This window comes from Pseudoalteromonas sp. Z1A8 (assembly GCF_011378855.1).
Taxonomy (GTDB): Bacteria; Pseudomonadota; Gammaproteobacteria; order Enterobacterales; family Alteromonadaceae; genus Pseudoalteromonas.
On sequence record NZ_WTLB01000053.1, the window covers coordinates 1 to 25,377 of the forward strand.

A 25,377-nucleotide genomic window follows, 5' to 3' on the forward strand; every position below is an offset into this window, starting at 1 on the left:
AGATCTGATCATGACATTGAGATTTAGTTCAAAAAAATCCCCGCTAATTTCTTAGCAGGGATTTGTGTATAAGAGACAGCTTTAAAAGCGCCTTTTTTTATGAACTAAATTAATTACTCAACAGTTTGTGTAGCCGTTGGTAAGTTAAGTTCAGCATTTGCTTTAAGCGCTTCAATAAATACCATGTAGTTTTTATTAGCTTGCGCCATAGTAATACTTTGTTTTGCTTGAGGGTCAATGTTAGCTGCAACTTGTGCATCTGTTACCGACTTAAGCGCAACAATTGCTGCATCACCATTATTTAAATTAACAAGCTCAACTACTGCAGAATCTGCTGGGTGAGCCATCTTAAATGCTTGAGTCACAATAGCAGGTGAAACAGTGTAGCTTTGACGCGTTAACTGCGCTTCTTGGCGAACCGTTAAACTTTGCTCGTTTGCGACATCGTTTAAGCTCTTACCTGCTTGTACTTCTGCAAATAAGCTACGCGCTTTTTCTTTAGCAAGCTCAGATGATTTTTCGTTAACTAAACGCGCTTTAATTTGCTCGCTTACTTCATCCAGTGGTTTAGTCGCAGCAGGTTTATGCTCGTTAATACGAACAATAATTGCGTGCTCTTCACCCAGTTCAATAACTTCAGAGTTTACTTTATCTTCAAGTAAATCAACTGATGTTAGTGCTGTTACAACTGCAGGACTGTTTAACGGCTCTGGTAGAGCATTAAGTGCTAAAAGAGGTGTAGATTTAACTTCTACTTCAGCAACTTCTGCAGCGTCGTCCAAGCGGTCTGAAATTTCAAATGCAAGTGCCCCCATTTCTGTTTGCTTTTCGTAAAACGCATCTACTTTTTCAGCTTGTTCTAGTTCAGCACGTAAGTCAGCTTTAACATCGTCATACGCTTTAACTTGTTGTGGTTGAATATCTGTCAGTTTAATTATGTGATAACCAAACTCAGAAGCAACAACTTCAGAAATATCACCTTTGTTTTGAAGTGCGAAAGTCGCGTCTTCAAATGCAGGGTCCATTACGTCACGTTCTATCCATTCAAGATCGCCGCCCATTTCGCCACTAACGATATCGTCAGATGATGATTGCGCTAACTCAGCAAAGTCTGCACCTTGCTCTAGTTGTGCATGAAGTGCATTGGCTTTTTCTTTTGCTGCATCATCGTCTTCACTGTTATCAATTAAGATATGTGATACACGACGTTTTTCAGGTTCTATGTACTGCGCTTTGTTTTGCTCGTAATACGCTTTAACGTCATCCTCGGTTACCGATTCAACATTAATATCTGTTGCTTTAAGCTCAATATAACTTACTGAAATAAGCTCTGGAGATAAAAATTGTGATGCGTTTAGCTCGTAGTAATCAGACACTTCTTGCTCTGATACTTCTACGTCCGCGGCAAGCGCCTCTTTGTTTACTACTACATAATCAATACTACGAGTTTGCTGCTGTAGAGCAATTGCGCTTTTAAGCTCGCTCTCTAGTGCAAAGTCTGTACCTGCAACAGCCGATACTACTTGGCTGCGTGTCATATCTTTACGTAAGTATTCACGAAAAGCATCTGGTTGAAAGTTCATTTGACGAATTACTTGTAAGTAACGGTCGTTATTAAATTTTTCACCAATTTGAAAGTACGGTAGTTCTAAAATTGTTTTACGTACACTTTCGTCACTTACGCGAAGGCCTAAATCAGCCGCTAGCTGTGATTGCAATTCTTGTTGTACTAAGCGGTCAACTACACCTTGGCGAATTTGCGCCATGTAATTTGGATCAGCAGCAATTTGTGTAAAGTATTCACCAAATTGTTGCTCTAAACGGCTACGTTCATTTTGGTAAGCACGGTTAAAATCGGTTTGACTAATTTTAATTCCATTTACTTCAGCAACGGGTTGTTCTGTGGTTTGACCTAAGTAACTACCAATCCCTGCTAAGGCAAAAGATAAAATCACCGCGCCTAAAATTATTTTGGCTACAGGTCCTTGCGAACCTTCTCTGATTTTCTCAAGCATTTGTTTATCTCTTTTTGATCAAGGTATTTTACCTTGTCACATGTAAAAAAAGCGTATCTTACCAGATACGCTTTTTCACTTGAAGTAACTGGCGGTAAAGTTACTTAATTCATCTGTTGTGGTGAATCAGTAACTTTACACTCGCCATAACTAATGTGTTTAAAACAGTGATTAGTTTACTGCGTCTTTAAGCGCTTTACCGGCTTTAAAAGCTGGAATAGTTGCAGCAGCAATTTGGATTGTTTCACCAGTTTGCGGGTTACGGCCTGAACGTGCAGCACGGTCACGTACTGAGAAAGTACCAAAACCAACAAGTGCAACTGAGTCGCCTTCTTTTAGCGCGCCAGATACAGATTCGATGAATGAATCTAGTGCACGACCTGCAGCCGCTTTAGAAATGTCAGCATCAGCTGCGATTTGATCGATTAATTGAGATTTATTCACAATATCATCCTCTTTCATTGTTATTATCAAGAGCGATGGTTTTTTAAACTAACATCACTGTTTTGAAAATTTTAGAGCAAACTTTTAATGCTCACATGATTATATTTTTCTTAAGCCTACGCCCCATAAGGGCTAGGCTTGAAAACCAGTGCTTAACTTATCATACCGTTTAGATTTGAAAAGCCCTAAAAAGCACTTTTTTTAGCTTTTTTCTTGGTTTTTAGGTGTTTCGACCGAAAAACTCTCAACAGGATGCACTAAAGCAAGCTTTAACACCTCGTCAATCCAAGTAACTGGGTGAATATCCAAGCCTGCCAGCACGTTTTCTGGGATCTCTTTTAAGTCACGTTCGTTAACTTTTGGAATGATGACTGTTTTAATTCCACCACGATGCGCTGCTAATAATTTCTCTTTTAAGCCACCAATAGGAAGTACTTCACCACGTAGCGTAATTTCACCGGTCATTGCAACATCTGCTCGTACAGGATTACCTGTTAAGCTAGATACAAGACCCGTTACCATTGCTGCGCCCGCACTAGGACCATCTTTTGGTGTTGCGCCCTCAGGTACGTGTACGTGAATATCACGTTTTTCGTAAAAGTCGCTATTAATACGAAATGTATCTGCGCGATTACGTACTACCGTCATTGCCGCTTGAATCGACTCTTGCATTACATCGCCCAGTGAACCGGTATAAGTAAGTTTACCTTTACCTGGTACAGCCGCACATTCGATTGTTAGCAAATCACCGCCTACTTCTGTCCATGCTAAACCTGTAACTTGACCAATACGGTCGCCATCTTCAGCTTTACCATAGTCAAAGCGTTGTACACCTAAAAAGTCTTCTAGGTTATCTTGATTGATAGTTACTGTTTTAGTGTCTTTTTCAATTAGGATATTTTTAACTGCTTTACGGCATAATTTTGAAATTTCGCGCTCTAAATTACGTACACCCGCTTCACGCGTGTAATAACGAATAATGCCAATAATTGCACTATCATCAATTTCAATCTCATGCTCTTTTAAGCCATTGCGCTTAACTTGCTTGGTGATTAAGTGTTCTTTTGCAATGTTTAGCTTTTCATCTTCGGTGTAACCCGATAAGCGAATAACTTCCATACGATCCAATAGTGGACCAGGAATATTAAAGCTATTTGATGTAGCTACAAACATAACATCAGATAAATCGTAATCAACTTCGAGGTAGTGATCTGCAAAGTGACTGTTTTGCTCAGGATCAAGTACTTCTAAAAGTGCTGATGCTGGGTCGCCACGCATGTCTGATGACATTTTGTCGATTTCATCTAACAAGAACAGTGGATTTTTAACGCCCACTTTAGTCATGTTTTGAATTAGCTTACCTGGCATAGAACCGATGTAAGTACGACGATGCCCACGAATTTCAGCTTCATCACGTACGCCGCCGAGCGCCATTCGAATATATTTACGACCAGTAGAACGCGCAATAGATTGACCTAATGACGTTTTACCCACACCTGGTGGGCCCACTAAACACAAAATTGGCCCTTTAAGCTTATTAGTACGCTGTTGTACCGCGAGGTACTCTAAAATGCGTTCTTTAACTTTATCTAAGCCATGGTGATCGCTATCAAGAATTTTTTGTGCACCTGCTAAGTCTTTCTTCACTTTAGAGCGTTTTTTCCACGGCACATTAATTAACGTGTCGATATATGAGCGCACTACGGTAGCTTCTGCAGACATTGGCGACATCATTTTAAGCTTATTAAGCTCTGTGGTCGCTTTTTCTTGTGCTTCTGTTGGCATACCCGATTCTTCGATGCGCTTTTTAAGTGCTTCAAATTCGTCAGGTACATCGTCAAGTTCACCAAGCTCTTTTTGAATGGCTTTCATTTGTTCGTTGAGGTAATACTCGCGTTGAGATTTTTCCATCTGCTTTTTAACGCGGGTACGAATTTTCTTCTCAACTTGTAATAAGTCTATTTCGCCTTCCATTAATGCCATTAAATATTCAAGACGTTCTGTCACGCTTGAAATTTCTAGCACTTTTTGCTTTTCAGGTACTTTAAGCGGCATGTGTGCAGCCATTGTATCGGCTAAGCGCGCAGGCTCATCGATACCTGAAACTGAAGTTAGTACCTCAGGTGGAATTTTTTTATTAAGCTTTACATAGCCTTCAAACTGGCTAATCGCGCTGCGAATAAATACATCTTGCTCTTGCTCATCGATTAAATCAGATTCAATAAATTGAGCATTAGCAACAAAAAAGTCATCGTTATCGACAAAGTCTTCAATTTGCGCGCGCTGTGTACCTTCCACTAAAACTTTTACTGTACCGTCTGGTAATTTTAATAACTGAAGTACAGTGGCAATAGTCCCGATACGATAAATATCATCTTGTTCTGGTTCATCTACAGTTGCATCTTTTTGTGCAACCAAGAAAATTTGTTTGTCTTTGTCCATTGCCGCTTCTAGGCATTTTATTGATTTTTCACGGCCTACAAAAAGCGGGATCACCATGTGCGGGTATACCACAACATCGCGCAGTGCTAGGACTGGGATTTCGACTCGGTCGGTTCTCTCAAGCGTCATTATAGTTTCTCTTCGCACTTCATTTATTTTAAAGATTACTCAAGTATATGGGGATAACCTAATTAAAGTTCAACAATTTTCCCTTACTCGATTAAATTAATTATAAAAAAAGGAGCCTAAGGCTCCTTTTTTCATTCAAATAGCTTAAAAACTATTCTGATGCGGCTTTATCTTGTTTATTATTTTCATAAATCAAGATTGGGTCTGACTCACCTTTAATAACGGTTTCATCAATAACCACTTTGCTTACGTCATCCATAGAAGGTAGCTCGTACATAGTATCAAGCAATACACCTTCAACGATTGAACGAAGACCACGTGCACCTGTTTTACGCTCCATTGCTTTGTGGGCAATTGCAGCTAAGGCATCATCGCGGAACTCAAGCTCAACGTCTTCCATACCAAACAATACAGAAAACTGCTTAGTAATCGCGTTTTTAGGTTCGCTTAATATTTGTATCAGTGCCGCTTCATCAAGTTCAGTTAATGTTGCAACCACTGGTAAACGACCAATAAATTCAGGAATCAAGCCGTATTTAACTAAATCTTCTGGCTCTACGTCTTTAAATGTGTCACTTAAAGAACGGCTCGCCGCAGATTCTTTTACGCTAACGCCAAAACCGATACCGGTATTTTTATGGCTGCGTTGCTCAATTACTTTATCAAGACCTGAAAATGCACCACCACAAATAAACAAGATTTTAGACGTATCTACTTGTAAAAACTCTTGTTGTGGATGTTTACGACCACCTTGCGGTGGAACCGAAGCAACCGTGCCTTCAATCAGTTTAAGTAGCGCCTGTTGAACGCCCTCGCCCGATACATCACGTGTAATTGACGGGTTATCTGATTTACGAGAAATTTTGTCAATTTCATCAATGTAAACAATGCCACGTTGCGCTTTTTCAACATCGTAATCGCATTTTTGTAAAAGCTTTTGAATGATGTTTTCAACATCTTCACCTACATAACCTGCTTCGGTTAATGTAGTGGCATCGGCCATAGTAAACGGCACATCAAGTAGACGCGCTAATGTTTCTGCAAGTAATGTTTTACCACTACCTGTTGGGCCGATAAGCAAAATATTACTTTTACTTAATTCAATGTCTTGCTTAGTCGATTGGTTACGTAGGCGTTTATAATGGTTATAAACGGCAACAGACAATACTTTTTTAGCATGGTCTTGACCAATAACGTAATCGTCTAAGTGTTTACGAATTTCTTTTGGTACAGGTAGTTTGTCAGACGTATCATGCTTAGGAGCAATGTCTTTGATCTCTTCCCTGATAATATCGTTACACAACTCTACACATTCATCACAAACGTATACTGAAGGGCCTGCAATTAATTTACGCACTTCATGTTGGCTTTTGCCACAAAAAGAGCAGTATAACAATTTATTACTTTTGTCGCCGTCTGTAGGAGTGTCAGACATTCAGCTACCTCATTTTATTACGTTGGCCACCAAAACTGTTGGCGGCTATTTCAATACGCTTTAACTATACAAAAATTTATTAGTTTTCGCATAGTAACTCAAAGTGGCAAACAGGCAATCCTGCTCACCAAGCGCTTACTTTTTGTCGCGATTTGTAAACACAGAGTCTACCAAGCCATAATCTACAGCTTGCGAAGCACTCATGAAGTTATCACGATCTGTGTCCTTAGAGATAATATCTAATGGTTGACCTGTATGCTCAGACATCAAGCGATTAAGCTTATCTTTAATAGACAGAATTTCTTTAGCGTGTATTTCAAAGTCAGATGCTTGACCTTGGAAACCACCTAATGGTTGGTGAATCATCACACGTGAGTTTGGTAGGCAAAAACGCTTACCTTTAGCACCAGCAGTAAGTAAAAAAGCACCCATGCTTGCAGCTTGACCTACACATATTGTACTTACATCTGGTTTGATGAAGTTCATTGTGTCGTAAATAGCCATACCCGCAGTTACTGAACCACCTGGTGAGTTGATGTATAAAAAGATATCTTTATCAGGATTTTCTGATTCTAAAAATAGCATTTGCGCTAAAATCAGATTTGCCATGTTGTCTTCAACTTGACCTGTTAAAAAGATAATACGCTCTTTTAATAATCTCGAATAAATATCATACGAGCGCTCGCCTTTCGGTGTTTGTTCAACAACCATTGGGACCAATGCATTTAGGGGATCTGTAATACCAGTATTCATACTTATTTAATTCCTTATGCGCTTATACTTATCCTTATTATAAGGAAGCATAGTTATCGTTTTTCGCAAATTTAGAGCCAAAAACTAAAATGGCCCGGGCACGCTGTATAAACAGAGTAGCACGAGCCATTTAATCGTTAGCGAGAGCTTAAGTCAATGACTTATTAAGCACCTTGCTGTGGATTCATGATGTCATCAAATGCTTTTTCAACATCAGTAACAACTGCTTTAGCTAAAATAGCTTCAACAGCTTGCTCTTCCATTGCTACATTACGCATTTGCTGCATAAGTTGATCATTACCTTTGTAGTATTCTACTACTTCAGTTGGATCTTCGTATGCAGAAGCTACTGTTGCGATTAATGCTTCAACTTTAGCGTCATCAACTTTAATCTCGTTAGCTTTAATCACTTCACCTAATAAAAGGCCAGTTTTAACACGTGTTACAGCTTGCTCGTGGAACAATTCAGCTGGAAGCTCTGGCATGTTTTGAGCGTCGCCGCCAAAACGTTGAGCTGCTTGCTGACGTAGAGCATCAACTTCTTGATCAACAAGTGCTTTAGGCACTTCGATTTCGTTGTTAGCTAAAAGACCTTTGATTGCTTGGTCTTTAACGCTTGCTTTAACCGCTTGGTCTAGCTCACGTGTCATGTTCTTTTTAACTTCTTCTTTAAGCGCGTCTACGCCGCCTTCGGTAACACCGAATTTAGTTGCAAACTCTTCGCTTAATTCTGGTAATTCTTGCGCTTCAACTTTTTTCACTGTGATAGTGAATTGAGCCGCTTTACCTTTTAAGTTTTCAGCGTGGTAATCATCAGGGAAAGTTACATCAGCAACTACTTCTTCGCCTGCTTTTTTACCTACGATATTATCTTCAAAACCTGGGATCATACGACCTTGGCCAAGTTCTAATGGGAAGTCTTCAGCTTTGCCGCCTTCAAATACTTCACCGTCGATAGTACCTACGAAGTCAACTGTTACACGGTCGCTTTCGCCAGCAGCTGTATCAACATCAGCCCACGCTGCATGTTGCTTACGAAGTGTTTCTAGCATGTTAGCTAAATCTTCGTCAGTTACTGTTACCGCTGGTTTTTCAACAGTAATTTTGTCTAAACCTTGAACTTCAACTTCAGGGTAAACTTCAAACGTTGCTGAGAATTCTAAATCTTTACCAGCTTCAAGTGATTTAGGAGCGAATGTAGGCGCGCCAGCTGGATTGATTTTTTCAGAAACAATTGCTTCGTAAAAATTACGTTGCATTACTTCGCCAGCAACTTCTTGACGAACTGCAGGGCCAAAGCGCTTGTTAATTACAGATACTGGAACTTTACCAGCACGGAAACCATCTATACGCTGTGTTTTTGACAGTTGTTGTAGGCGTTTTTTTACTTCGGTCTCAACGTTCTCTGAAGGAACGGTGATAGTTATACGGCGCTCAAGGCCTTGGGTCGTCTCAACAGAAACTTGCATGATTTACCTCAATATTCAATTTTGGCGACTGTTCGCCTTCCTTTACAAACAAAGTGATCTGCATGAGTCTTGATAAAGTTTAAGCGGTTTTTCACACTTAAAAGCATCCGTCGCTACCATGAGATACCATTGCTGCTTTGCCCTTCGGGCACTATGTTAAACAATAGACGCGGCATTATAACCTAATATTTATGATAGTCGAGTATAGGGGGCAATTATTTGGACTAGATAAGGGACTATAGGGGCTAACTGAATAAAAAACAGGCTAACTGAGCATTAAATAGAATAAAGTACAAATTATTTAATAGAATTATAGGTTAACGAATTTAGATTTATAATCTTAGAGGAGTTTACTTATTATTCTTATTAGATAAGAATAATGGTCGGCGATGCAGGATTTGAACCTGCGACCCCTTGGACCCAAACCAAGTGCGCTACCAAACTGCGCTAATCGCCGACATTGAAGAGTTAACTTCTTTTTTTCATACTGAACACTTAAACTGAGAGTTTAAGACCATTTTAAGAAAATGGTCGGCGATGCAGGATTTGAACCTGCGACCCCTTGGACCCAAACCAAGTGCGCTACCAAACTGCGCTAATCGCCGATATTCGTTGTAAATGGGGTGACTGATGGGGCTCGAACCCACGACAACCGGAATCACAATCCGGGGCTCTACCAACTGAGCTACAATCACCGCTATATTTACATTTTTTCAAATGGTGCACCCAGAAGGATTCGAACCTTCGACCCACGCCTTAGAAGGGCGTTGCTCTATCCAGCTGAGCTATGGGCGCATCGAAAACTTCATAGTTTACCAATAAGCTATTCGATTATAATAAATTATAAAAATGGTCGGCGATGCAGGATTTGAACCTGCGACCCCTTGGACCCAAACCAAGTGCGCTACCAAACTGCGCTAATCGCCGAAACTTATTATTGCTAGCGAGTGACCTCGTTGACAACGGGGTGCATAATAGTGATTTGACGGGGTTAGGTCAAACGTTTTTTTAATAAAACCAATCAAGTGCTCATTTTTAGTCCACAATGGTTAAATATTACAATAGTAGGCTGAAATTTAAACTATTTAATAACTCAAATGTTATATACATTAAAAGCAACTTGGCGCTGCTATGCTTTTCTGCGAAAATAGTAAGCACATTATAAAACGAGTTAAATAAAGAGTATGTTTTCTTTATTAGCATTTTTACCCCTATTTTATTATGCATTCGTTTTTAGAGTATCGGTATCTAGTTAATTAACCCCAATTAAAGGTCACCCATGACGGCAAACATCATTGATGGTAAGGCAATCGCAAAACAAGTACGTAGCGCTGTAGCAGAACGCGTAAGTGAACGTGTAGCAAATGGTTTACGTGCACCAGGACTTGCAGTAGTACTTGTAGGACTTGATCCTGCAAGCCAAGTTTATGTTGGTTCAAAACGCAAAGCCTGTGAAGAAGTAGGCTTTATCTCTAAATCATTTGATTTACCAGCAGACACACAAGAGCAAACTCTTTTAGATTTAATTGACGAGCTAAATAATGATGACGAAGTTGATGGAATTTTAGTGCAGTTACCACTGCCAAAAGGTCTTGATGCTGAAAAGATTTTAGAACGTATTACCCCACATAAAGATGTTGATGGATTTCATCCATATAACATTGGTCGATTAGCACAGCGTATGCCTGCCCTTCGCCCATGTACGCCAAAAGGTATAATTACATTACTTGATTCAACGGGTGTACGTTATAAAGGGATGCATGCAGTGGTTGTTGGCGCATCAAACATTGTTGGTCGTCCTATGTCGCTAGAGCTTTTATTAGCCGGTTGTACTACCACAGTGTGCCATAAGTTTACTCAAGATTTAGAAACACATGTTCGCCGCGCGGACTTACTCGTTGTGGCTGTAGGTAAACCTGAATTTATACCTGGAGATTGGATAAAAGAAGGCGCTATCGTTATCGATGTGGGCATTAACCGTTTAGATACGGGTAAATTAGTGGGTGATGTTCAATACAGTGTGGCTGAACAAAAAGCGCATTTTATTACACCTGTACCAGGTGGCGTTGGCCCGATGACGGTCGCTAGCTTAATTGAAAACACACTTGAAGCGTGTGAGAAATATCACAGCTAAGCTGTTAAAAAATTAAAAAGGGTTGCCATTTGGCAACCCTTTTTTAGTTTAACGTGTATTACTTTAAACGCTTATGCTTTACGCCACGTTGTTTTACCGGCTGAATCTTCAAGTATTACACCTAATGTATTAAGCGCATCACGTGCTTCATCAGCAGCAGCCCAGTTTTTACTCGTACGTGCTTCATTACGTTTTACAATTAATGCTTCAATTGTCGCAACTTCATCGTCATCTTGCCCGCCTTGTAAAAAAGCCTCCGGTGCTTGCTGAGCAACCCCTAGCACCTCACCAAGGCTGCGCAATATAAACGCTAATTTGCCAGCTTGATCTGCATCAGTGTCTTTCACGCGGTTTAACTCTTTAGCAAGTTCGAACAACACAGGTAGTGCTTCTGGGGTATTAAAGTCGTCATTCATTGCTTTTCTAAATTTAGCAACAAACTCATTGCCTTCTAAATCGCACTCTACAGGCTCTACATCACGAAGCGCTGTATAAATACGCTCAAGTGATGAACGCGCTTGGTCTAAATTTTCTTGCGAGTAATTTAGTTGGCTACGGTAATGGCCTGAAATTAAAAAGTAACGAACAGATTCAGGATCGTATGCTTTTAAAACTTCACGTACAGTAAAAAAGTTATCTAACGATTTAGACATTTTTTCTTTGTTTACTTGCACCATGCCAGTATGAATCCATGTATTCACATACTTGCCGTTATTTGCACAGCACGATTGCGCAATTTCATTTTCATGATGTGGAAACTGTAAGTCAGAACCCCCACCGTGAATATCAAAATGTTCACCTAGATGCTTTGAGCTCATTGCCGAACATTCGATATGCCAACCCGGTCGTCCTTCACCCCACGGTGATGACCATGATGGCTCACCTGCTTTTGCTTTTTTCCATAAGACAAAATCAAGAGGATCGTCCTTGTCTTGCGCTACTTCAACGCGAGAACCTGATTGCAGCATCGTTAAATCTTGCTGAGAAAGCGCACCGTATTGCTCAAAAGTTGATACATCAAACAATACATCGCCGTCGGCAGCAACATAAGCATGACCCTTTTCAATCAAACGTTTAACCATAACGATAATTTCGTCCATATGGCTTGTAACTGTTGGCTCTACATCAGGGCGCAGCATATTTAAGCTATCAAAATCTTCATGCATTGCTTTAGTCATGCGCACAGTTAAGTCGTTTATTGACTCGCCATTTTCGTTCGCACGTTTAATTATTTTATCGTCGATATCAGTAATGTTACGCACATATTTTAAATCGTAACCAATATGACGTAAGTAGCGCACAATAACGTCAAAACCAACAAAAGTACGTGCGTGTCCAATATGACAGTAATCATAAATGGTGATACCACACACATACATGTCGATTTTTCCTTCGACCATAGGTTTAAACTGCTCTTTTTGTCGCGTGAGTGTGTTGTATATATTTACCATTTACTTTGAGTCCTTGACTATTTACTTGAACAGTTATGTTACCACTTGAAAAGCCCCCGCTCTAGCGCTTTATAACAAACCAAACATCTACTTTGTTAATCTTAGCCAACTACGATAAAATAGCGCCAATATTTAAACCGTATATAGGAAAACACATGGTTGTTCTACACACTAATTTTGGTGACATCACCATTAAAATGTTTGAGAAAGAAGCTCCAAACACAGTTAAAAACTTTTTAGAGTATGCAAATGCTGATTTTTTCAACGGCACTATATTTCATCGTGTAATCGATGGTTTTATGGTTCAAGGCGGTGGTTTTGTTCCAGGTATGGAACAAAAAGACGTAAACGACCCAATTCAGAATGAAGCTAATAACGGCCTATCTAATAAAGTAGGTACTTTAGCAATGGCTCGTACACCGGATCCTCATTCAGCTACAGCACAGTTTTTCATTAACGTGAACAACAACGACTTTTTAAACCACAGCAGCGAAACATCGCAAGGTTGGGGTTACTGTGTTTTTGCTGAAGTAGTAGAAGGCATGGACATTGTAAATAAGATTAAAGCAGTTGCAACAGGTAGTACTGGTTTTCACCAAGACGTACCTCTTGAAGATGTGATCATCGAAAGCGTTACTGTTAGCTAGTAACGTTTACTCATATTATGTGAGTATATAAGCGGGTGTATACTATTAGTATATGCCCGTTTTTTTAAAACTAGAATAGACTGACCTATGACTCGCCAAACTTACTTTATTGCAGATTTACACCTAAGCGAAAACCGCCCCGACATTAGCGCTGCATTTTTTGACTTTTTAAATACACATATATTAAATAAAGATGTAGATGCACTTTATATTTTGGGTGATTTTTTTGAAGTATGGGTTGGAGATGACTACATTACTGCACTGAGTGCCGATGTAGCAAAACATTTAAACACCGTTAATGATGGTGGCACACCTGTTTATTTTATACATGGCAATCGTGATTTCATTATGCGCAAGCAATATGCCGACATGGCCGCAATGACATTACTTGATGAGCAAACAGTCATTGATTTATATGGCACGCCTACCGTTATTTTACATGGCGACGAAATGTGCACTCAAGACACTGAATATCAAAACTTTCGTAAAAAGAGCCGTGGTTGGTGGTGGCCAAAGTTGATGCTTGCAATGCCGCTTTGGTATCGTAAAAAAATAGCGCGTAATGCCCGCGAAAAAAGTAAGTTAAGCCAAGCTGATAAAGCTATCGAAATTTTAGACGTTGTCGATGAGGCTGTACTTGCTACCTTTGCCAAACATAACGTTACGAATATGATTCATGGCCATACTCACCGCCCTAATGTTCATACGTATAAAGTTAATGAACAAACACTTACTCGCACAGTGCTAGGTGATTGGTATACCCAAGGCTCTTATTTAGTCGTTACCCCTCAATCACAAGAATTAATTAGCACGCCTTTCGCATAATTTAAAATTCTGACTATTATTTATCTATACATTTGAATAATAGTGAGAGGTTGAATGATTAAGCTGTTAATTTTCATCGTAGTAATTGCCATTCCTACACAAGTATTTAGCAAGCAAACATGGCAAATTGTTACTGAAAACTACCCTCCCTATTTTAGCGAAAACCTACCCAACAATGGCTGGCTATATGAAATAGCCGAATCAGCGCTTAAAACGCAAGGTATTAATAGCGAAGCAGAATTTACGACATGGGATCGCGCTTTAAAGCTATTAGAAAAAAACAGAAAAACAGCTATTTTAGGTGCTTTTTATTCACCAAAAAGAAATGAAGTTTTTTACTACTCTCGTCCACTTGCTGTTGCTCACTCAGGAGTTTTCAAACGAAAAGAGAGTGTTATTAATTTCGATGGCAGCGCCCAATCGTTAACACCTTATAGTATTGGTAAAGAAGATAACGCCGTTGTAAGCCAAGAGTTTACTAAAAATACTGAACTGGCAATAACGTCGACTAAAAGCCTTCCTACAAGCTTATACCTGCTACAACAAGGGCGTATTGATTTAGTAGCGGGTACTAAAGAGGTTGGAAAATATTGGCTTGAGCACAGTAAAAACAAAGATTCAGATAATAATAAAATTGAGTATTTATCGCCTGACTTGGCTTCTCACAAATTATATTTAGTTGTCTCAAAATCAAATTACAGGGCAAAAGAGTATCTGCAAAAATTTAATAGAGGGATTGATATAATAATTAAAAATGGACGCATTGCTAAAATTATGAAAAAACATAATTTCAGCAATCAGAAAATAGCAGAATATATTAATTTTTTAAAAGAAAATGAGGGCATTTAAACAGTGGGAACACCGCTGTGAAATTTAAAATCAGTATCGGTTGTAGAAATTAGCTCTTTTTCTTTTTCACCAAAAAAGTTTACGCGATCGGTAATATCAAAATCAGCAATTTCTTGCGCTAAAGTTAAATAATCTTGGTAATGACGCGCTTCTGAACGTAACAACGAAATATAAAAATCACCTAAACGTTTGTCAACATGCGGTGCAAGCTTTGCAAAACGCTCACACGAACGCGCCTCAATGTAAGCGCCTACTATTAGCTTATCAACTAATGCATCGGGCTCAAACGTTTTAACATGACGAAGCATGCCTTTTGCGTAACGACATGGTGTAATACTTTGATACTCAACACCATACTCGTCCATAATTTCGAGCACTTGATAAAAATGATGCAATTCTTCTTTTATCAATAGAACCATCTTATCGATTAGACCTTGCCCGTATGGAGAACTCGATTTAGGAATTATTGATTTAGTTAACTTATTTTTAGCAGCCAGATCGCGCCAATTTCCTTCTCGTTTATAAATAAGCGTTTCAAATGGTTTTAGCCATTCGAGTAATGCATCACTACCCTCTTTATCTACCGCATATTTACGTATTAAAAACATCGCACTTTGAGCTGCTTTTAATTCACAAATTAGGTGATCTATTAAAATGACTGATAAGTTTTCTTTCTTAATTGCTTGCTCCACCCATTGCTCTGGAGTGGTACACAATAAAAAGTTATTAATCGGCTCTAAAAGTTGGCTATGTGGCACGTTGACTGCTCATTACTAAATAAATTTGATAGACCACTATTTTAACACGAAATTTTGCTTGGGATAAATCAAAGCCCTGATCTGCGCCTAAATGTTAATATCGAGTTAACTTGACTTTGCAAAATAAGTGAACCATAACTGTACATAGACTGTATAAAAATAAACCAACCAAAACAATAATACGTTCCTTTTATGGAGTAAGTACCATGATACTAAATCACCTCTGGGGCATTTATGCTCACCCACTTGAAGAATGGCAAACAATAGATAATCGCCATGAAAGTTTAACTTATAGTTTGTCGCATATTTTACTGATTGCTTTATTTCCTTCAATAATGGGCTACTACTCATCTGTTTATTTAGGATGGAGTATTGGCGCAGGCGATCCCGTATTTTTAACGCACGATAGTGCGCTGCTAATTGCAGGCGCGATGTATTTTGCTTTAATAGCGGGTGTTTTTGCATTGGCGTATTTAGCCCATTGGATGGCGGTTACATTTGGTTCTAAACCTACATTTACACAAACACTTGAACTTGCAGCATATACTGCAACACCCGTGTTTATGTCGGCACTCGCCGCTTTTTGGCCTGTACTTTGGTTTGTAGTGTGTATTGGAATTATTGCACTGGCTTACTCGGTCTATTTACTCTACACCGGCGTACCAATACTTATGCATATTCCCCAAGAGCGTGGCTTTATTTACGCCAGCTCGGTAGTAACGTGTGGATTAATATTACTGGTTATTATTTTAGCTGTAACAGCGATGCTTTGGACAAATGGAATTGTAAGCCCCATGTTTACTTAATCAAGAGCCGTGTTTGATAGAAATGTTCCCTTTCTTTCCTTCGCAAAAAAGGAGCTAATTAGCTCCTTTTTTTATGTTTAATGATTTTTACTAATAACCATTAATCAGCTTCGTTTTCGTCTTGGTTGTGTATTTCTAAACCTGAAGACATTGCACTTTCGCGGGTGCTTTTTGCTGAATCGTTACGTAGCTTATCAATACGGTTTAAATAGTTTTGATCAATATCGCCAGTAATATATTGGCCATCAAATACTGAAGTTTCAAACTTAGTAATTTCAGGGTTTTCTTGGCTAACCGCAGCAATTAAATCTTTTAACGATTGAAAGATTAAACCGTCAGAACCAATACTTGCATTAATATCTTCTACTTCACGTCCGTGAGCAATAAGCTCAGCCGCTGAAGGCATATCAATACCGTACACATTAGGGAAGCGTATTTCAGGTGCTGCTGATGCAAAGTAAACGTTTTTAGCGCCAGACTCTCGGGCCATTTCAACAATTTGTGCTGATGTTGTGCCACGAACAATTGAGTCATCAACCAATAATACGTTTTTACCCTTAAACTCGCGGTCAATTGCGTTTAGCTTTTGACGCACTGATTTTTTACGCATCTCTTGGCCAGGCATGATAAACGTACGACCAATATAACGGTTTTTAACAAACCCTTGGCGATACGGTAAATCAAGTACGCGTGCAATTTCCAGTGCTACATCACATGACGTTTCTGGGATTGGGATAACTACATCAATGTCTTTATCAGCCCATTCGCGTGCAATTTTTTCACCTAGTTTAGTCCCCATGTTTACGCGTGTTGCATAAACAGACATACGGTCGATAGTTGAATCAGGTCGAGCAAAATAAACAAATTCAAAAATACACGGTGAATAAGATACTTTCTCTGCACAACTAAGTGAATGGAATTCACCATCTTCAGTTACATATATTGCTTCGCCAGGTGCTACATCGCGAATAAACTCAAACCCATCCGGTTTTAACGCAACGCTTTCTGAGGCAAACATGTACTCAGTACCTTTCTCGGTTTCGCGTTTGCCAAATACAAGTGGGCGAATACCATTCGGGTCGCGAAAAGCAACAATACCGTGGCCAATAATCATTGCAATGGTTGCATAGCCACCGCTTACTTTATTATTTACTTCGGTTACTGCTGTAAAAATATCTTCTGGGTCTAAATGCAACTTATCAGATTTACTTAATTCATGAGCCATGATATTAAGTAAAATTTCAGAATCTGATGTTGTATTTACATGACGACGGGCTTCTGAAAACAACTGCTCTTTTAACTCTTCTGCATTAGTAAGGTTGCCATTATGGGCAAGCGCTATACCAAACGGTGAGTTAACATAAAAAGGTTGTGCTTCAGACGAGCTTGAAGATCCTGCGGTAGGATAACGCACATGGCCAAGACCAATTGTACCTTGTAGTCGTTTCATATGACGAGTGTGAAAGGCATCTTTCACAAGGCCATTTGCTTTGCGTAAGCTAAACGTATTATTCTCAATGGTAATGATACCCGCGGCATCTTGACCACGGTGCTGCAAAACAGTTAAGCCATCATAAATCGCCTGATTAACAGGGGATGTTCCGACTATTCCAACGATACCACACATGTAATTTATCCTCGCCGATTAACGGTTTACTGAATTTAAAAAGCTCGAGTTGTTTTCTAGGTACGAAAAGAACCATTCAACTACAAAGCCAAATTCTGGAATCAAAATAGAATTGCCCCACCAGTGCGTATTGGGTGCACCAGTAAAAGCATCAAGAAAGAAGAGTAACGCGCTCACGACCAACACGCCTCGTAGAGCACCAAACACTATGCCAAAAACACGGTCGGTACCCGATAAACCAGTACGATGTACAAGTTCACCTAAAATATAGTTTAGTAAACCGCCTAACAGTAGCGTCGCAAAGAATAATATGGCTATGGCCGCCGCATTTCTTAAAAGGGGTTCAGAAATGGTTGTTAGGAAGGAAGCTAAATATTGGTAAAATAAGCTAGAGATGATAAAGGCGCCAGCCCATACCGCTAATGACATTGCTTCTTTAACAAAGCCGCGTATTAAACCGATGATGGTAGACAATACAATGATGCCAATAATGGCGTAATCAACCCAGATCATAAGAACCAATTAGTCGCTAATTTGGGGCGCATTCTATACCCAAACATCGTTAGTATGCAAGTTTAAGCGGGAGATAACTGCCATGTAATTAATACAATTATTTAACATATAAAAATACTAATAAACGGCGGCAAAATATAATTAATAGACAGGTAATAAAAACTAAAAAGCCCCGCTTGGCGAGGCTTTTTCGAATGCTTGCTGAATATTTAAAACTAATACTACTAAAAGCTAAAGATAAGCTTCTTATTAAAAGCGCTAATTACTTAGCTACTTCATACTGAGTTACTTTACCGTTTAACTTAGTAAGCTCTTTAAGTTCTGGCAGTTTTTTTTGTAATTCATTTTTATTCAAAGATGGGCCAACAAAAACCTTAGTTAATGTACCATTAGGTGTTTTAATCGGTTTGGTAAACGTCTTAAAGCCCTTGGCTTTTAATTTAGCTTGCAATGCTTTTACGTTTGCAGCATGTGAAAAGCTACCCAGTTGCACAACATAAGCCATGCTCGTTAAGTTTTCATCACTTTTACGCGGTGCAATAGGTTTTGGTTTAGCTTTAACAGGTGCTTTAACAATGGGTGCTACTTTGGGCTCTATTGTTGCTTCAACAACTTTATCCTCTAGGGCGTAATCACTCTCGTCCATTGCATTTTGCTGTTCATACGCTTCATCGTCAGCCTGAATATCTTCAATTTCATCTTGCTTTAACGGCTCAGCATTAGCCATATTTTCATCAATTGACTCTTGGAGATCGATTGTTTTGAACTCAGGGCGATCTGGAATCGCTTTAAAGCCTTCTTTATAATGCACTTTTTCGCCATCGAGTATATTAGGAATAAACACAATTGCTGCGATCACTACTATACTTGTTCCGACTAAGCGATTAATAAAACTTGAGTTCACCGACATCCTCTCTATTTTTTAAAGTAATTAATAGCGTCAGCCACTGTAAAAAACGAACCAAATACAATCAACATAGTATCACTTTGTTGTTTTGGTAAAATTACACTTAGTGCTTGTGCCACGCTATCATAGCTATTAACAGTATTATGATGAGATATACCCTGCAGCGCATTTTGTAAATTACTTGCAGTGTCGGCTCGTGGGCCACTCAAACTTGCTAATGACCACTCATCGACCAGATGACTTATTTCTTTAAGTACACCCGCTTTATCTTTATCAGCAAGCATAGCGGCTAATGCATGAATTTTAAAGCCTTTATCTTTATAGCTTGATAACTTATTGGCTAAATAACGCGCTGACTCAGGGTTATGCGCCACATCAGTAAATACTAAAGGCTCGCTACTTAACTGCTGAAACCGCCCTTCTACAACTAAATTAGCTAGGCAGCTTCTTATTATTTGTTCGCTAGGTAGTAAGTTTAAAACACTTAGCGCAGTTAACGCAGTGGCTGCATTTTGACACGGTATTGCTGGCTTATCTATTTCTAGACTATGTTCTTTATATTGCCAATTAAAGCTCTCAGCATTTTCTTTAAAAATAAAGTCACTGCCCGACAACGTCATATTGGCATTAATTTTTGTGCCGTAATCAGTCATTGTATGAGGAATATTTAAATCACCAATAATAGCTGCCGTGTTTTCACGAAAAATACCTGCTTTATCATAAGCCACCAGCTCACGTGTATCACCTAAGTACTCTTTATGGTCTAAATCGATAGTAGTAATCACGCTTGCATAAGGAGTGACTATATTTGTAGCATCAAAGCGCCCGCCTAGACCAACCTCTAGCAATACATAATCGACGCTGCAGCGTTTAAAAATTGCCAACGCACCCAAAGTACCATATTCAAAATAAGTCAGAGGAGTGTCTTTACGGCCTTGCTCAAGCTGGTGAAAAGCATCTATATGAAATTGGTCTGCCAGTTCTTCGCCATTAACTCGTACACGCTCGTTATAACGAATTAAATGAGGAGATGCATAAGTACCCACGCTAAAACCTTGCGCTAGCAATAGCGACTCTAAGCAACGTGCAGTGGTGCCCTTACCGTTTGTACCGGCAATAAGAATAATTTTACTTGGCGTGTTTAAAAGGCCAATATTGTTGGCAACATTAGCAACGCGTTCTAAGCCCATTGCAATGTTAGCTGGGTGAACACTTTCTAAATAAAAAAGCCAATCATCAAGGCTTGATGATTGGCTAGGTATTTTTTTTGTCATAGCGTGTAATCAGTAAAGCTGAAATTTACGCTACTCTATGCTCTTGTTCCGTAGAAGGCAAGTTCATAAATTTAGCTAAAATGCGTGCAAGGGTATCGCGCATTTCACGGCGATCAATAATCATGTCAATTGCACCATGTTCTAGCAAAAATTCACTACGCTGAAAACCTTCAGGTAATGTTTCGCGAACAGTTTGTTCAATAACACGAGGACCCGCAAAACCAATTAACGCTTTAGGTTCAGCAACGTTAATATCACCCAGCATAGCAAGTGATGCAGATACACCCCCCATTGTTGGGTCGGTCATTACTGAAATAAATGGAAGACCTTTTTCAGTCATTTTTGCAAGTGCAGCACTTGTTTTAGCCATTTGCATAAGCGACATAAGCGCTTCTTGCATACGTGCTCCGCCTGATGCAGAAAAACAAATAAGCGGCATGTTATGCTCTAAACATTGATCAACAGCATCAACAAAGCGAGCGCCAACAACAGAAGCCATTGAACCACCCATAAATGAGAACTCAAATGCTACCGCTGCAACTGGAATACCTTTTAATCGGCCTTTCATAGCTACAAGTGCATCTTTTTCACCGCTTGCTTTTTGCGCTGCACTGATACGGTCAGAGTACTTTTTAGAATCTTTAAACTTAAGAATGTCTTTAGGCTCATGTTGTGTACCAAGCTCTAGACGATCGCCTTCATCTAAAAAATGCTCTAGGCGCTTACGGCCACTAACACGCATGTGGTGGTCACACTTAGGACATACGTTTAATGACTTTTCTAATTCAGCTTTATATAAAATTGAATCACACGATGTACACTTAGCCCAAACACCTTCTGGGATTTCTTTACGACCTGATGATTTTGTCGTTTTAGGTAAGATTTTTTCTAGCCAACTCATTTGCAACTCTCTTAATACTGTTCTGTGTCGCGAGCCTGCTAATAGCAATTAGCAGACAAATTTTTTCAATTAAAACATGAATTACACTAACGCGGTATAAAAAACTGGTCTTAGTAGTTAAAAGTGCTCATAAAAAGTACTGACACAACCCTAATTAAACATCTATATCAGGCAAAAACAAAGGCCCTAATGGTGTTTGAGGAATATTAAATTGCTCGGGGTAATCAACATCCACTAAATATAAACCAGCCGCTTTAGCGGTAGCACTGGCTTTTGCGCGTTCTTTACAATCAAGTAGCTCTTTTATCCATATAGGTTGTTGTTTATGTAAACCAACATCCATTAAGCTGCCTGTGATATTACGTACCATGTGATGTAAAAACGCATTCGCTTTAATATCAATAATAACGTAAGTACCTTGGCGCTGTACCGACAAATGATGAATTGTTCTTGTCGGTGTATTAGCTTGGCAATGTATCGCTCTAAAAGAGGTGAAATCGTGTTTACCTATTAAGTACTGACACGCCTCTTGCATCTTTGTTTCATCAAGATGATGATGAAAATGCGTAACACCCTCGTTTAATACCGCTCCTCGTAGGGGAGAGTTATAAATAACATAGCGATAACGACGAGCTGTAGCACTAAAACGGGCATGAAAGTCATCAGCAACCGGTTGGGCGAAGCGAATAGCAATATCTTTAGGCATTAACGTATTCATACCTAGTGTAAATGCGACCATATCGCGATCGGCTTGCGTTTCAAAGTGTATTACTTGGCCTGTGCCGTGCACACCCGCATCTGTACGCCCTGCGCATATAACTTCAACAGGATGATTACAAATACGCGACAACGCTTTTTCTACTTCTTGCTGTACGCTATTTACATGTGATTGACGCTGCCAACCACTATAACGTGCGCCGTTGTATTCAACTCCAAGTGCTACTCGCATAATTACCGTTTTACCTACTGTGCTAATGAACGAGGCATTTTATGCTATCTAACGATGCAATAAAAGGAGGCGTATCATAATCAAACCAATACACATAAAAAAACCCCGTATTTCGCTTAGCCAAATACGGGGTTTTATAAACGTTTTAATTATTTTAGTTTAGCTTTTAAGCTAAGTGCTTCCTCTTGAACTTCTTCAGGACCTTTGTTAATAACATCCTCAATAACCTTGAGTGCAGAATCAAAATCATCGATTTCAATATAAGCACGCGCTAAATCGAGTTTAGCTGAGTAGCCACCACTTTCAGCATCAACATCCGTTGGATTATCACCGGCAAGTAATGCATCAAACTCACTTAAACCCACATCCATATTAACGTCAGTGTAAGGTTCGTGTTCAAGTTCAGCATCGTCACTTTCTTCTAATAATGAATCAATATCTACAAACTCATTATCAAGCGGCTCAACATCACTACTTTCAACAAGTGACTCTTTTGTAGTTAATGAGTCATCAGCCTCTAAGTCTTCTTTTAATAGGCTATCAAAATCAACATCAAATTCACTGCTGTCATCAACATTTAGTTCTTCAGGCTCTGCTAACTCACTAAGTAATGAATCAAAATCAGTTTGCGTCAGATTTGACATAAACTCTTCATCAAGCTCATCATCAGAGCTAATATCATTACTACCCACTTCATCTAAGCTTGTTAACTGTGCTTCACGCTCTGCATTTGTTTGCTCTTGCGATCCGTCTGATAACTCATCAGTTAGCGCTTGTTCTAAACTATCTTCGTCAAACTCAGCATCTAATTCCGAAAAATCATTTTCAATTAAAATTTCATCGTCAAAATCGTCTTCTAAGCTATCTTTAAAATTATCTAAACCAGCATCTGCCATAAGTGCGTTTGCTAAATCTTGCTCAGCTTGACTAGAAGCTATTCCCGGTGCCTCACCATCAAAATCATCCCCCTGCAATTCTTCGGGGGTAAATGGCAGCTCACTTTCTAATGTTTCTTGAACTTCATCAAGGTTAAGAGGTTTGATGTCATCTTCTATACTTGATGATTCAGCAGGTTCAATCTCATCATTGATCTCTTGAAGTAAATCATCATTAAGCAACTCATCTTCAGTTTCTAATTCAGAGAAGTCATTATCAATTAATAGTTCATCATCAAAATCATCTTCTAAACTATCTTTAAAATTATCTAAACCAGCATCTGCCATAAGCGAATTTGCTAAATCTTGCTCAGCTTGACTAGAAGCTATTCCCGGTGCCTCGCCATCTAAGTCATCCCCTTGTAATTCTTCAGGGGTAAATGGCAACTCACCTTCTAATGTTTCTTGAACTTCATCAAGGTTAAGAGGTTTAGTGTCCTCTTTTAAACTTGGTGATTCCGCAGGTTCAATCTCATCATTAATATCTTGAAGTAAATCATCATCAAGCGATTCGTCTTCAATCTCAGCTTCTAATTCAGAGAAGTCATTATCAATTAATAGTTCATCATCAAAATCATCTTCTAAACTATCTAAATCACCTTCTGCCATAAGCGCATTGGCGAGATCTTTCTCTGTTTGACTAAGTGCTACTGCATTTTCATCACCCGATGCATCGTCTTTAAGCTCTTGTGGCTCAAACGAAGGCTCATCCTCTAATAATGATTGAGCATCGTCTAATTCAAGTTCTGGGTATTCATCTAACTCTTCACTTGGCGTTACAAGTTCGCTATCAAGCTGCTTTTCAGTTTCAGTAAGCTCTGAGTTATCGCCGCCCGCTAGCGGATCGTCACCAAGGTCAACTTCTATTTCTTCAATATCATCATCAAGTTCATCTAAAGACCAATCAGGTGTTTCTATATAGTCCTCATCTGTAGCTTGTTGTAGCTCATTAAGAAGCTCATCAACACTCTTTAACGTGTCATCTGTATATTCTTCAAGGGCATCTTCAGGATCTAAAAGCGTTTCTGATGTATCTGAAAAATCATCAATCGATACATCTACAAGTTCAGGCTCAGCCTCAAATTTAGGTGCATCGTCAAGCTCCGGCTCTTCTTCAAGTTCTGGCTCTTTTTCAAGCTCTGGCTCTTCTAAAGGCTCAAGTTCTTCTTCAAGCTCAGACTCTTTTTCAAGCTCAGGCACATCTTCAAGTTCTGGCTCTTCTTCAAGTTCAGGCTCTTCTTCAAGCTCTGGCTCTTCTTCAAGCTCAGGCACTTCTACGAGCTCAGGTTCTTCTACAAGTTCACGCTCTTCTTCAAGCTCAGGCTCTTCTTCAAGCTCTGGCTCTTCTGCAAGCTCAGGCTCTTCTTCAAGCTCAGGCTCTTCTTCAAGCTCTGGCTCTTCTGCAAGCTCAGGCTCTTCTTCAAGCTCAGGCTCTTCTACAAGTTCTGGCTCTTCTTCAAGCTCTGGCTCTTCTGCAAGCTCAGGCTCTTCTTCAAGTTCAGGCTCTTCTACAAGTTCTGGCTCTTCTTCAAGCTCAGGCTCTTCTTCAAGTTCAGGCTCTTCTACAAGTTCTGGCTCTTCTTCAAGCTCTGGCTCTTCATTTAAAGATGAAGCGAGCGACTCAATATCATCAATATTTAACTCTTCTTGAGCATCTGCTAAATCCTCAACAGAATCTGCCAGAGCACTATCAATTTCTGAATTTCTTACATCTGAATTTTTTAATTGATCATCAATCAAGCTGTCTATGTCGTCTAAATCGAAGTCGTCCGTTTCATCTAAAAGCTCGTCTTCATCGAGTAACTCACCATCTAATGAGCCTTCAATCACATCGCTTTTTGACTCATTCGCGTCATCAATTAAGCTATCTATATCGTCTAAATCGAAGTCATCGGTTTCTTCAATTAATGAGTTATCTGCAGTATCAACCACTGCCTCATCAATTAAGCTGTCTATGTCGTCTAGATCAAAATCATCAGTTTCTTCAACTAATGAGTTATCTGCAGTACCCACCACGGCTTCATCAATTAAGCTATCTATATCGTCTAAATCAAAGTCGTCAGTTTCATCTACAAGCTCATCCTCAACCACATCAGCTTTTGATTCATCAATTA

Annotated in this window: 20 protein-coding genes and 5 tRNA genes; 5 read left to right on the forward strand and 20 right to left on the reverse strand. The window is 39.4% G+C overall.

What is annotated here, in order from left to right:
* Nucleotides 1-113: 113 nt before the first annotated feature.
* The 11 genes from GQR55_RS16685 to GQR55_RS16735 all read right to left on the reverse strand — a co-directional run bounded on the left by GQR55_RS16685 (nt 114) and on the right by GQR55_RS16735 (nt 9,614).
* Entirely contained in the window at nt 114-2,015 is a 1,902-nt protein-coding gene (locus GQR55_RS16685; protein ID WP_166421482.1) for a SurA N-terminal domain-containing protein, read from the reverse strand.
* 171 nt (nt 2,016-2,186) lie between these two features.
* Nucleotides 2,187-2,477 carry an HU family DNA-binding protein gene (locus GQR55_RS16690; RefSeq protein WP_157823336.1) on the reverse strand — a complete coding sequence of 97 codons (291 nt, stop codon included), beginning with the start codon at nt 2,475-2,477 and terminating at the stop codon, nt 2,187-2,189.
* Between the two features lie 183 nt (nt 2,478-2,660).
* The gene (lon, locus tag GQR55_RS16695; protein ID WP_166421483.1) at nt 2,661-5,030 is read right to left on the reverse strand and encodes an endopeptidase La; all 2,370 of its coding nucleotides are present in this window, start codon (nt 5,028-5,030) and stop codon (nt 2,661-2,663) included.
* 151 nt (nt 5,031-5,181) lie between these two features.
* Nucleotides 5,182-6,465: an ATP-dependent protease ATP-binding subunit ClpX gene (gene clpX, locus GQR55_RS16700; RefSeq protein ID WP_166421484.1), complete on the reverse strand. Its 1,284-nt coding sequence runs from the start codon at nt 6,463-6,465 to the stop codon at nt 5,182-5,184.
* A 135-nt stretch (nt 6,466-6,600) separates the two neighbouring features.
* Nucleotides 6,601-7,218, reverse strand: coding sequence for an ATP-dependent Clp endopeptidase proteolytic subunit ClpP (gene clpP, locus GQR55_RS16705; RefSeq protein ID WP_166421485.1), 618 nt, complete (start codon nt 7,216-7,218; stop codon nt 6,601-6,603).
* A gap of 164 nt (nt 7,219-7,382) precedes the next feature.
* The gene (gene tig, locus GQR55_RS16710) at nt 7,383-8,687 is read right to left on the reverse strand and encodes a trigger factor (protein WP_166421486.1); all 1,305 of its coding nucleotides are present in this window, start codon (nt 8,685-8,687) and stop codon (nt 7,383-7,385) included.
* A gap of 380 nt (nt 8,688-9,067) precedes the next feature.
* Nucleotides 9,068-9,144 (reverse strand) — tRNA-Pro (locus GQR55_RS16715).
* Between the two features lie 71 nt (nt 9,145-9,215).
* Nucleotides 9,216-9,292 (reverse strand) — tRNA-Pro (locus GQR55_RS16720).
* Nucleotides 9,293-9,306: 14 nt separating this feature from the next.
* A tRNA-His gene (locus tag GQR55_RS16725) sits at nt 9,307-9,382 on the reverse strand.
* Between the two features lie 23 nt (nt 9,383-9,405).
* Nucleotides 9,406-9,482: transfer RNA gene (locus tag GQR55_RS16730), tRNA-Arg, on the reverse strand.
* Nucleotides 9,483-9,537: 55 nt separating this feature from the next.
* Nucleotides 9,538-9,614: transfer RNA gene (locus GQR55_RS16735), tRNA-Pro, on the reverse strand.
* A gap of 352 nt (nt 9,615-9,966) precedes the next feature.
* Here GQR55_RS16735 and folD point away from each other — a divergent pair.
* On the forward strand, nt 9,967-10,821 hold the full coding sequence (folD, locus tag GQR55_RS16740) for a bifunctional methylenetetrahydrofolate dehydrogenase/methenyltetrahydrofolate cyclohydrolase FolD (RefSeq protein WP_166421487.1): 855 nt from the start codon (nt 9,967-9,969) through the stop codon (nt 10,819-10,821).
* Between the two features lie 71 nt (nt 10,822-10,892).
* On the opposite strand, the gene cysS is transcribed toward folD, so the two are convergent.
* Complete coding sequence (gene cysS / locus GQR55_RS16745) at nt 10,893-12,272, reverse strand: cysteine--tRNA ligase (RefSeq protein ID WP_166421488.1); 1,380 nt, start codon at nt 12,270-12,272, stop codon at nt 10,893-10,895.
* 155 nt (nt 12,273-12,427) lie between these two features.
* Between cysS and GQR55_RS16750 the strand changes: the two genes are divergently transcribed.
* The 3 genes from GQR55_RS16750 (at nt 12,428) to GQR55_RS16760 (ending at nt 14,593) form a co-directional block, all read left to right on the forward strand.
* Nucleotides 12,428-12,919 carry a peptidylprolyl isomerase gene (locus GQR55_RS16750; protein ID WP_166421489.1) on the forward strand — a complete coding sequence of 164 codons (492 nt, stop codon included), beginning with the start codon at nt 12,428-12,430 and terminating at the stop codon, nt 12,917-12,919.
* A gap of 87 nt (nt 12,920-13,006) precedes the next feature.
* Complete coding sequence (locus tag GQR55_RS16755; protein WP_166421490.1) at nt 13,007-13,744, forward strand: UDP-2,3-diacylglucosamine diphosphatase; 738 nt, start codon at nt 13,007-13,009, stop codon at nt 13,742-13,744.
* Between the two features lie 54 nt (nt 13,745-13,798).
* On the forward strand, nt 13,799-14,593 hold the full coding sequence (locus GQR55_RS16760) for a transporter substrate-binding domain-containing protein (RefSeq protein WP_166421491.1): 795 nt from the start codon (nt 13,799-13,801) through the stop codon (nt 14,591-14,593).
* Here GQR55_RS16760 and miaE read toward each other — a convergent pair.
* Complete coding sequence (miaE, locus tag GQR55_RS16765) at nt 14,590-15,351, reverse strand: tRNA isopentenyl-2-thiomethyl-A-37 hydroxylase MiaE (protein WP_010553847.1); 762 nt, start codon at nt 15,349-15,351, stop codon at nt 14,590-14,592. The two genes, GQR55_RS16760 and miaE, sit on opposite strands and share 4 nt — an antisense overlap.
* A gap of 206 nt (nt 15,352-15,557) precedes the next feature.
* Here miaE and GQR55_RS16770 point away from each other — a divergent pair, with 206 nt between their 5' ends.
* Entirely contained in the window at nt 15,558-16,157 is a 600-nt protein-coding gene (locus GQR55_RS16770) for a Yip1 family protein (RefSeq protein WP_149591818.1), read from the forward strand.
* Between the two features lie 100 nt (nt 16,158-16,257).
* Here GQR55_RS16770 and purF read toward each other — a convergent pair whose 3' ends face one another.
* From purF to GQR55_RS16805, 7 genes are all read right to left on the reverse strand, one after another.
* A complete protein-coding gene (gene purF / locus GQR55_RS16775) occupies nt 16,258-17,784 on the reverse strand; it encodes an amidophosphoribosyltransferase (protein WP_166421492.1) in 1,527 nt (508 codons plus the stop codon).
* An 18-nt stretch (nt 17,785-17,802) separates the two neighbouring features.
* A complete protein-coding gene (locus GQR55_RS16780) occupies nt 17,803-18,297 on the reverse strand; it encodes a CvpA family protein (RefSeq protein WP_002958356.1) in 495 nt (164 codons plus the stop codon).
* Nucleotides 18,298-18,559: 262 nt separating this feature from the next.
* Complete coding sequence (locus tag GQR55_RS16785; RefSeq protein ID WP_166421493.1) at nt 18,560-19,201, reverse strand: SPOR domain-containing protein; 642 nt, start codon at nt 19,199-19,201, stop codon at nt 18,560-18,562.
* An 11-nt stretch (nt 19,202-19,212) separates the two neighbouring features.
* Nucleotides 19,213-20,478, reverse strand: coding sequence for a bifunctional tetrahydrofolate synthase/dihydrofolate synthase (gene folC / locus GQR55_RS16790; RefSeq protein ID WP_166421494.1), 1,266 nt, complete (start codon nt 20,476-20,478; stop codon nt 19,213-19,215).
* A gap of 25 nt (nt 20,479-20,503) precedes the next feature.
* A complete protein-coding gene (gene accD, locus GQR55_RS16795) occupies nt 20,504-21,379 on the reverse strand; it encodes an acetyl-CoA carboxylase, carboxyltransferase subunit beta (protein ID WP_149591815.1) in 876 nt (291 codons plus the stop codon).
* A gap of 154 nt (nt 21,380-21,533) precedes the next feature.
* Nucleotides 21,534-22,328, reverse strand: coding sequence for a tRNA pseudouridine(38-40) synthase TruA (gene truA, locus GQR55_RS16800; RefSeq protein WP_166421495.1), 795 nt, complete (start codon nt 22,326-22,328; stop codon nt 21,534-21,536).
* Nucleotides 22,329-22,477: 149 nt separating this feature from the next.
* A partial coding sequence (locus tag GQR55_RS16805) for a FimV/HubP family polar landmark protein (protein WP_277344831.1) occupies nt 22,478-25,377 on the reverse strand: 2,900 nt, incomplete at its 5' end.

Bases quoted from the DNA above. Each gene is read 5' to 3' on its own strand.
- GQR55_RS16685 (WP_166421482.1), bottom strand. From the start codon at position 2,015: ATGCTTGAGAAAATCAGAGAAGGTTCGCAAGGACCTGTAGCCAAAATA.
- GQR55_RS16690 (WP_157823336.1), bottom strand. From the start codon at position 2,477: ATGAAAGAGGATGATATTGTGAATAAATCTCAATTAATCGATCAAATC.
- lon (WP_166421483.1), bottom strand. From the start codon at position 5,030: ATGACGCTTGAGAGAACCGACCGAGTCGAAATCCCAGTCCTAGCACTG.
- clpX (WP_166421484.1), bottom strand. From the start codon at position 6,465: ATGTCTGACACTCCTACAGACGGCGACAAAAGTAATAAATTGTTATAC.
- clpP (WP_166421485.1), bottom strand. From the start codon at position 7,218: ATGAATACTGGTATTACAGATCCCCTAAATGCATTGGTCCCAATGGTT.
- tig (WP_166421486.1), bottom strand. From the start codon at position 8,687: ATGCAAGTTTCTGTTGAGACGACCCAAGGCCTTGAGCGCCGTATAACT.
- folD (WP_166421487.1), top strand. From the start codon at position 9,967: ATGACGGCAAACATCATTGATGGTAAGGCAATCGCAAAACAAGTACGT.
- cysS (WP_166421488.1), bottom strand. From the start codon at position 12,272: ATGGTAAATATATACAACACACTCACGCGACAAAAAGAGCAGTTTAAA.
- GQR55_RS16750 (WP_166421489.1), top strand. From the start codon at position 12,428: ATGGTTGTTCTACACACTAATTTTGGTGACATCACCATTAAAATGTTT.
- GQR55_RS16755 (WP_166421490.1), top strand. From the start codon at position 13,007: ATGACTCGCCAAACTTACTTTATTGCAGATTTACACCTAAGCGAAAAC.
- GQR55_RS16760 (WP_166421491.1), top strand. From the start codon at position 13,799: ATGATTAAGCTGTTAATTTTCATCGTAGTAATTGCCATTCCTACACAA.
- GQR55_RS16770 (WP_149591818.1), top strand. From the start codon at position 15,558: ATGATACTAAATCACCTCTGGGGCATTTATGCTCACCCACTTGAAGAA.
- purF (WP_166421492.1), bottom strand. From the start codon at position 17,784: ATGTGTGGTATCGTTGGAATAGTCGGAACATCCCCTGTTAATCAGGCG.
- GQR55_RS16780 (WP_002958356.1), bottom strand. From the start codon at position 18,297: ATGATCTGGGTTGATTACGCCATTATTGGCATCATTGTATTGTCTACC.
- folC (WP_166421494.1), bottom strand. From the start codon at position 20,478: ATGACAAAAAAAATACCTAGCCAATCATCAAGCCTTGATGATTGGCTT.
- accD (WP_149591815.1), bottom strand. From the start codon at position 21,379: ATGAGTTGGCTAGAAAAAATCTTACCTAAAACGACAAAATCATCAGGT.
- truA (WP_166421495.1), bottom strand. From the start codon at position 22,328: ATGCGAGTAGCACTTGGAGTTGAATACAACGGCGCACGTTATAGTGGT.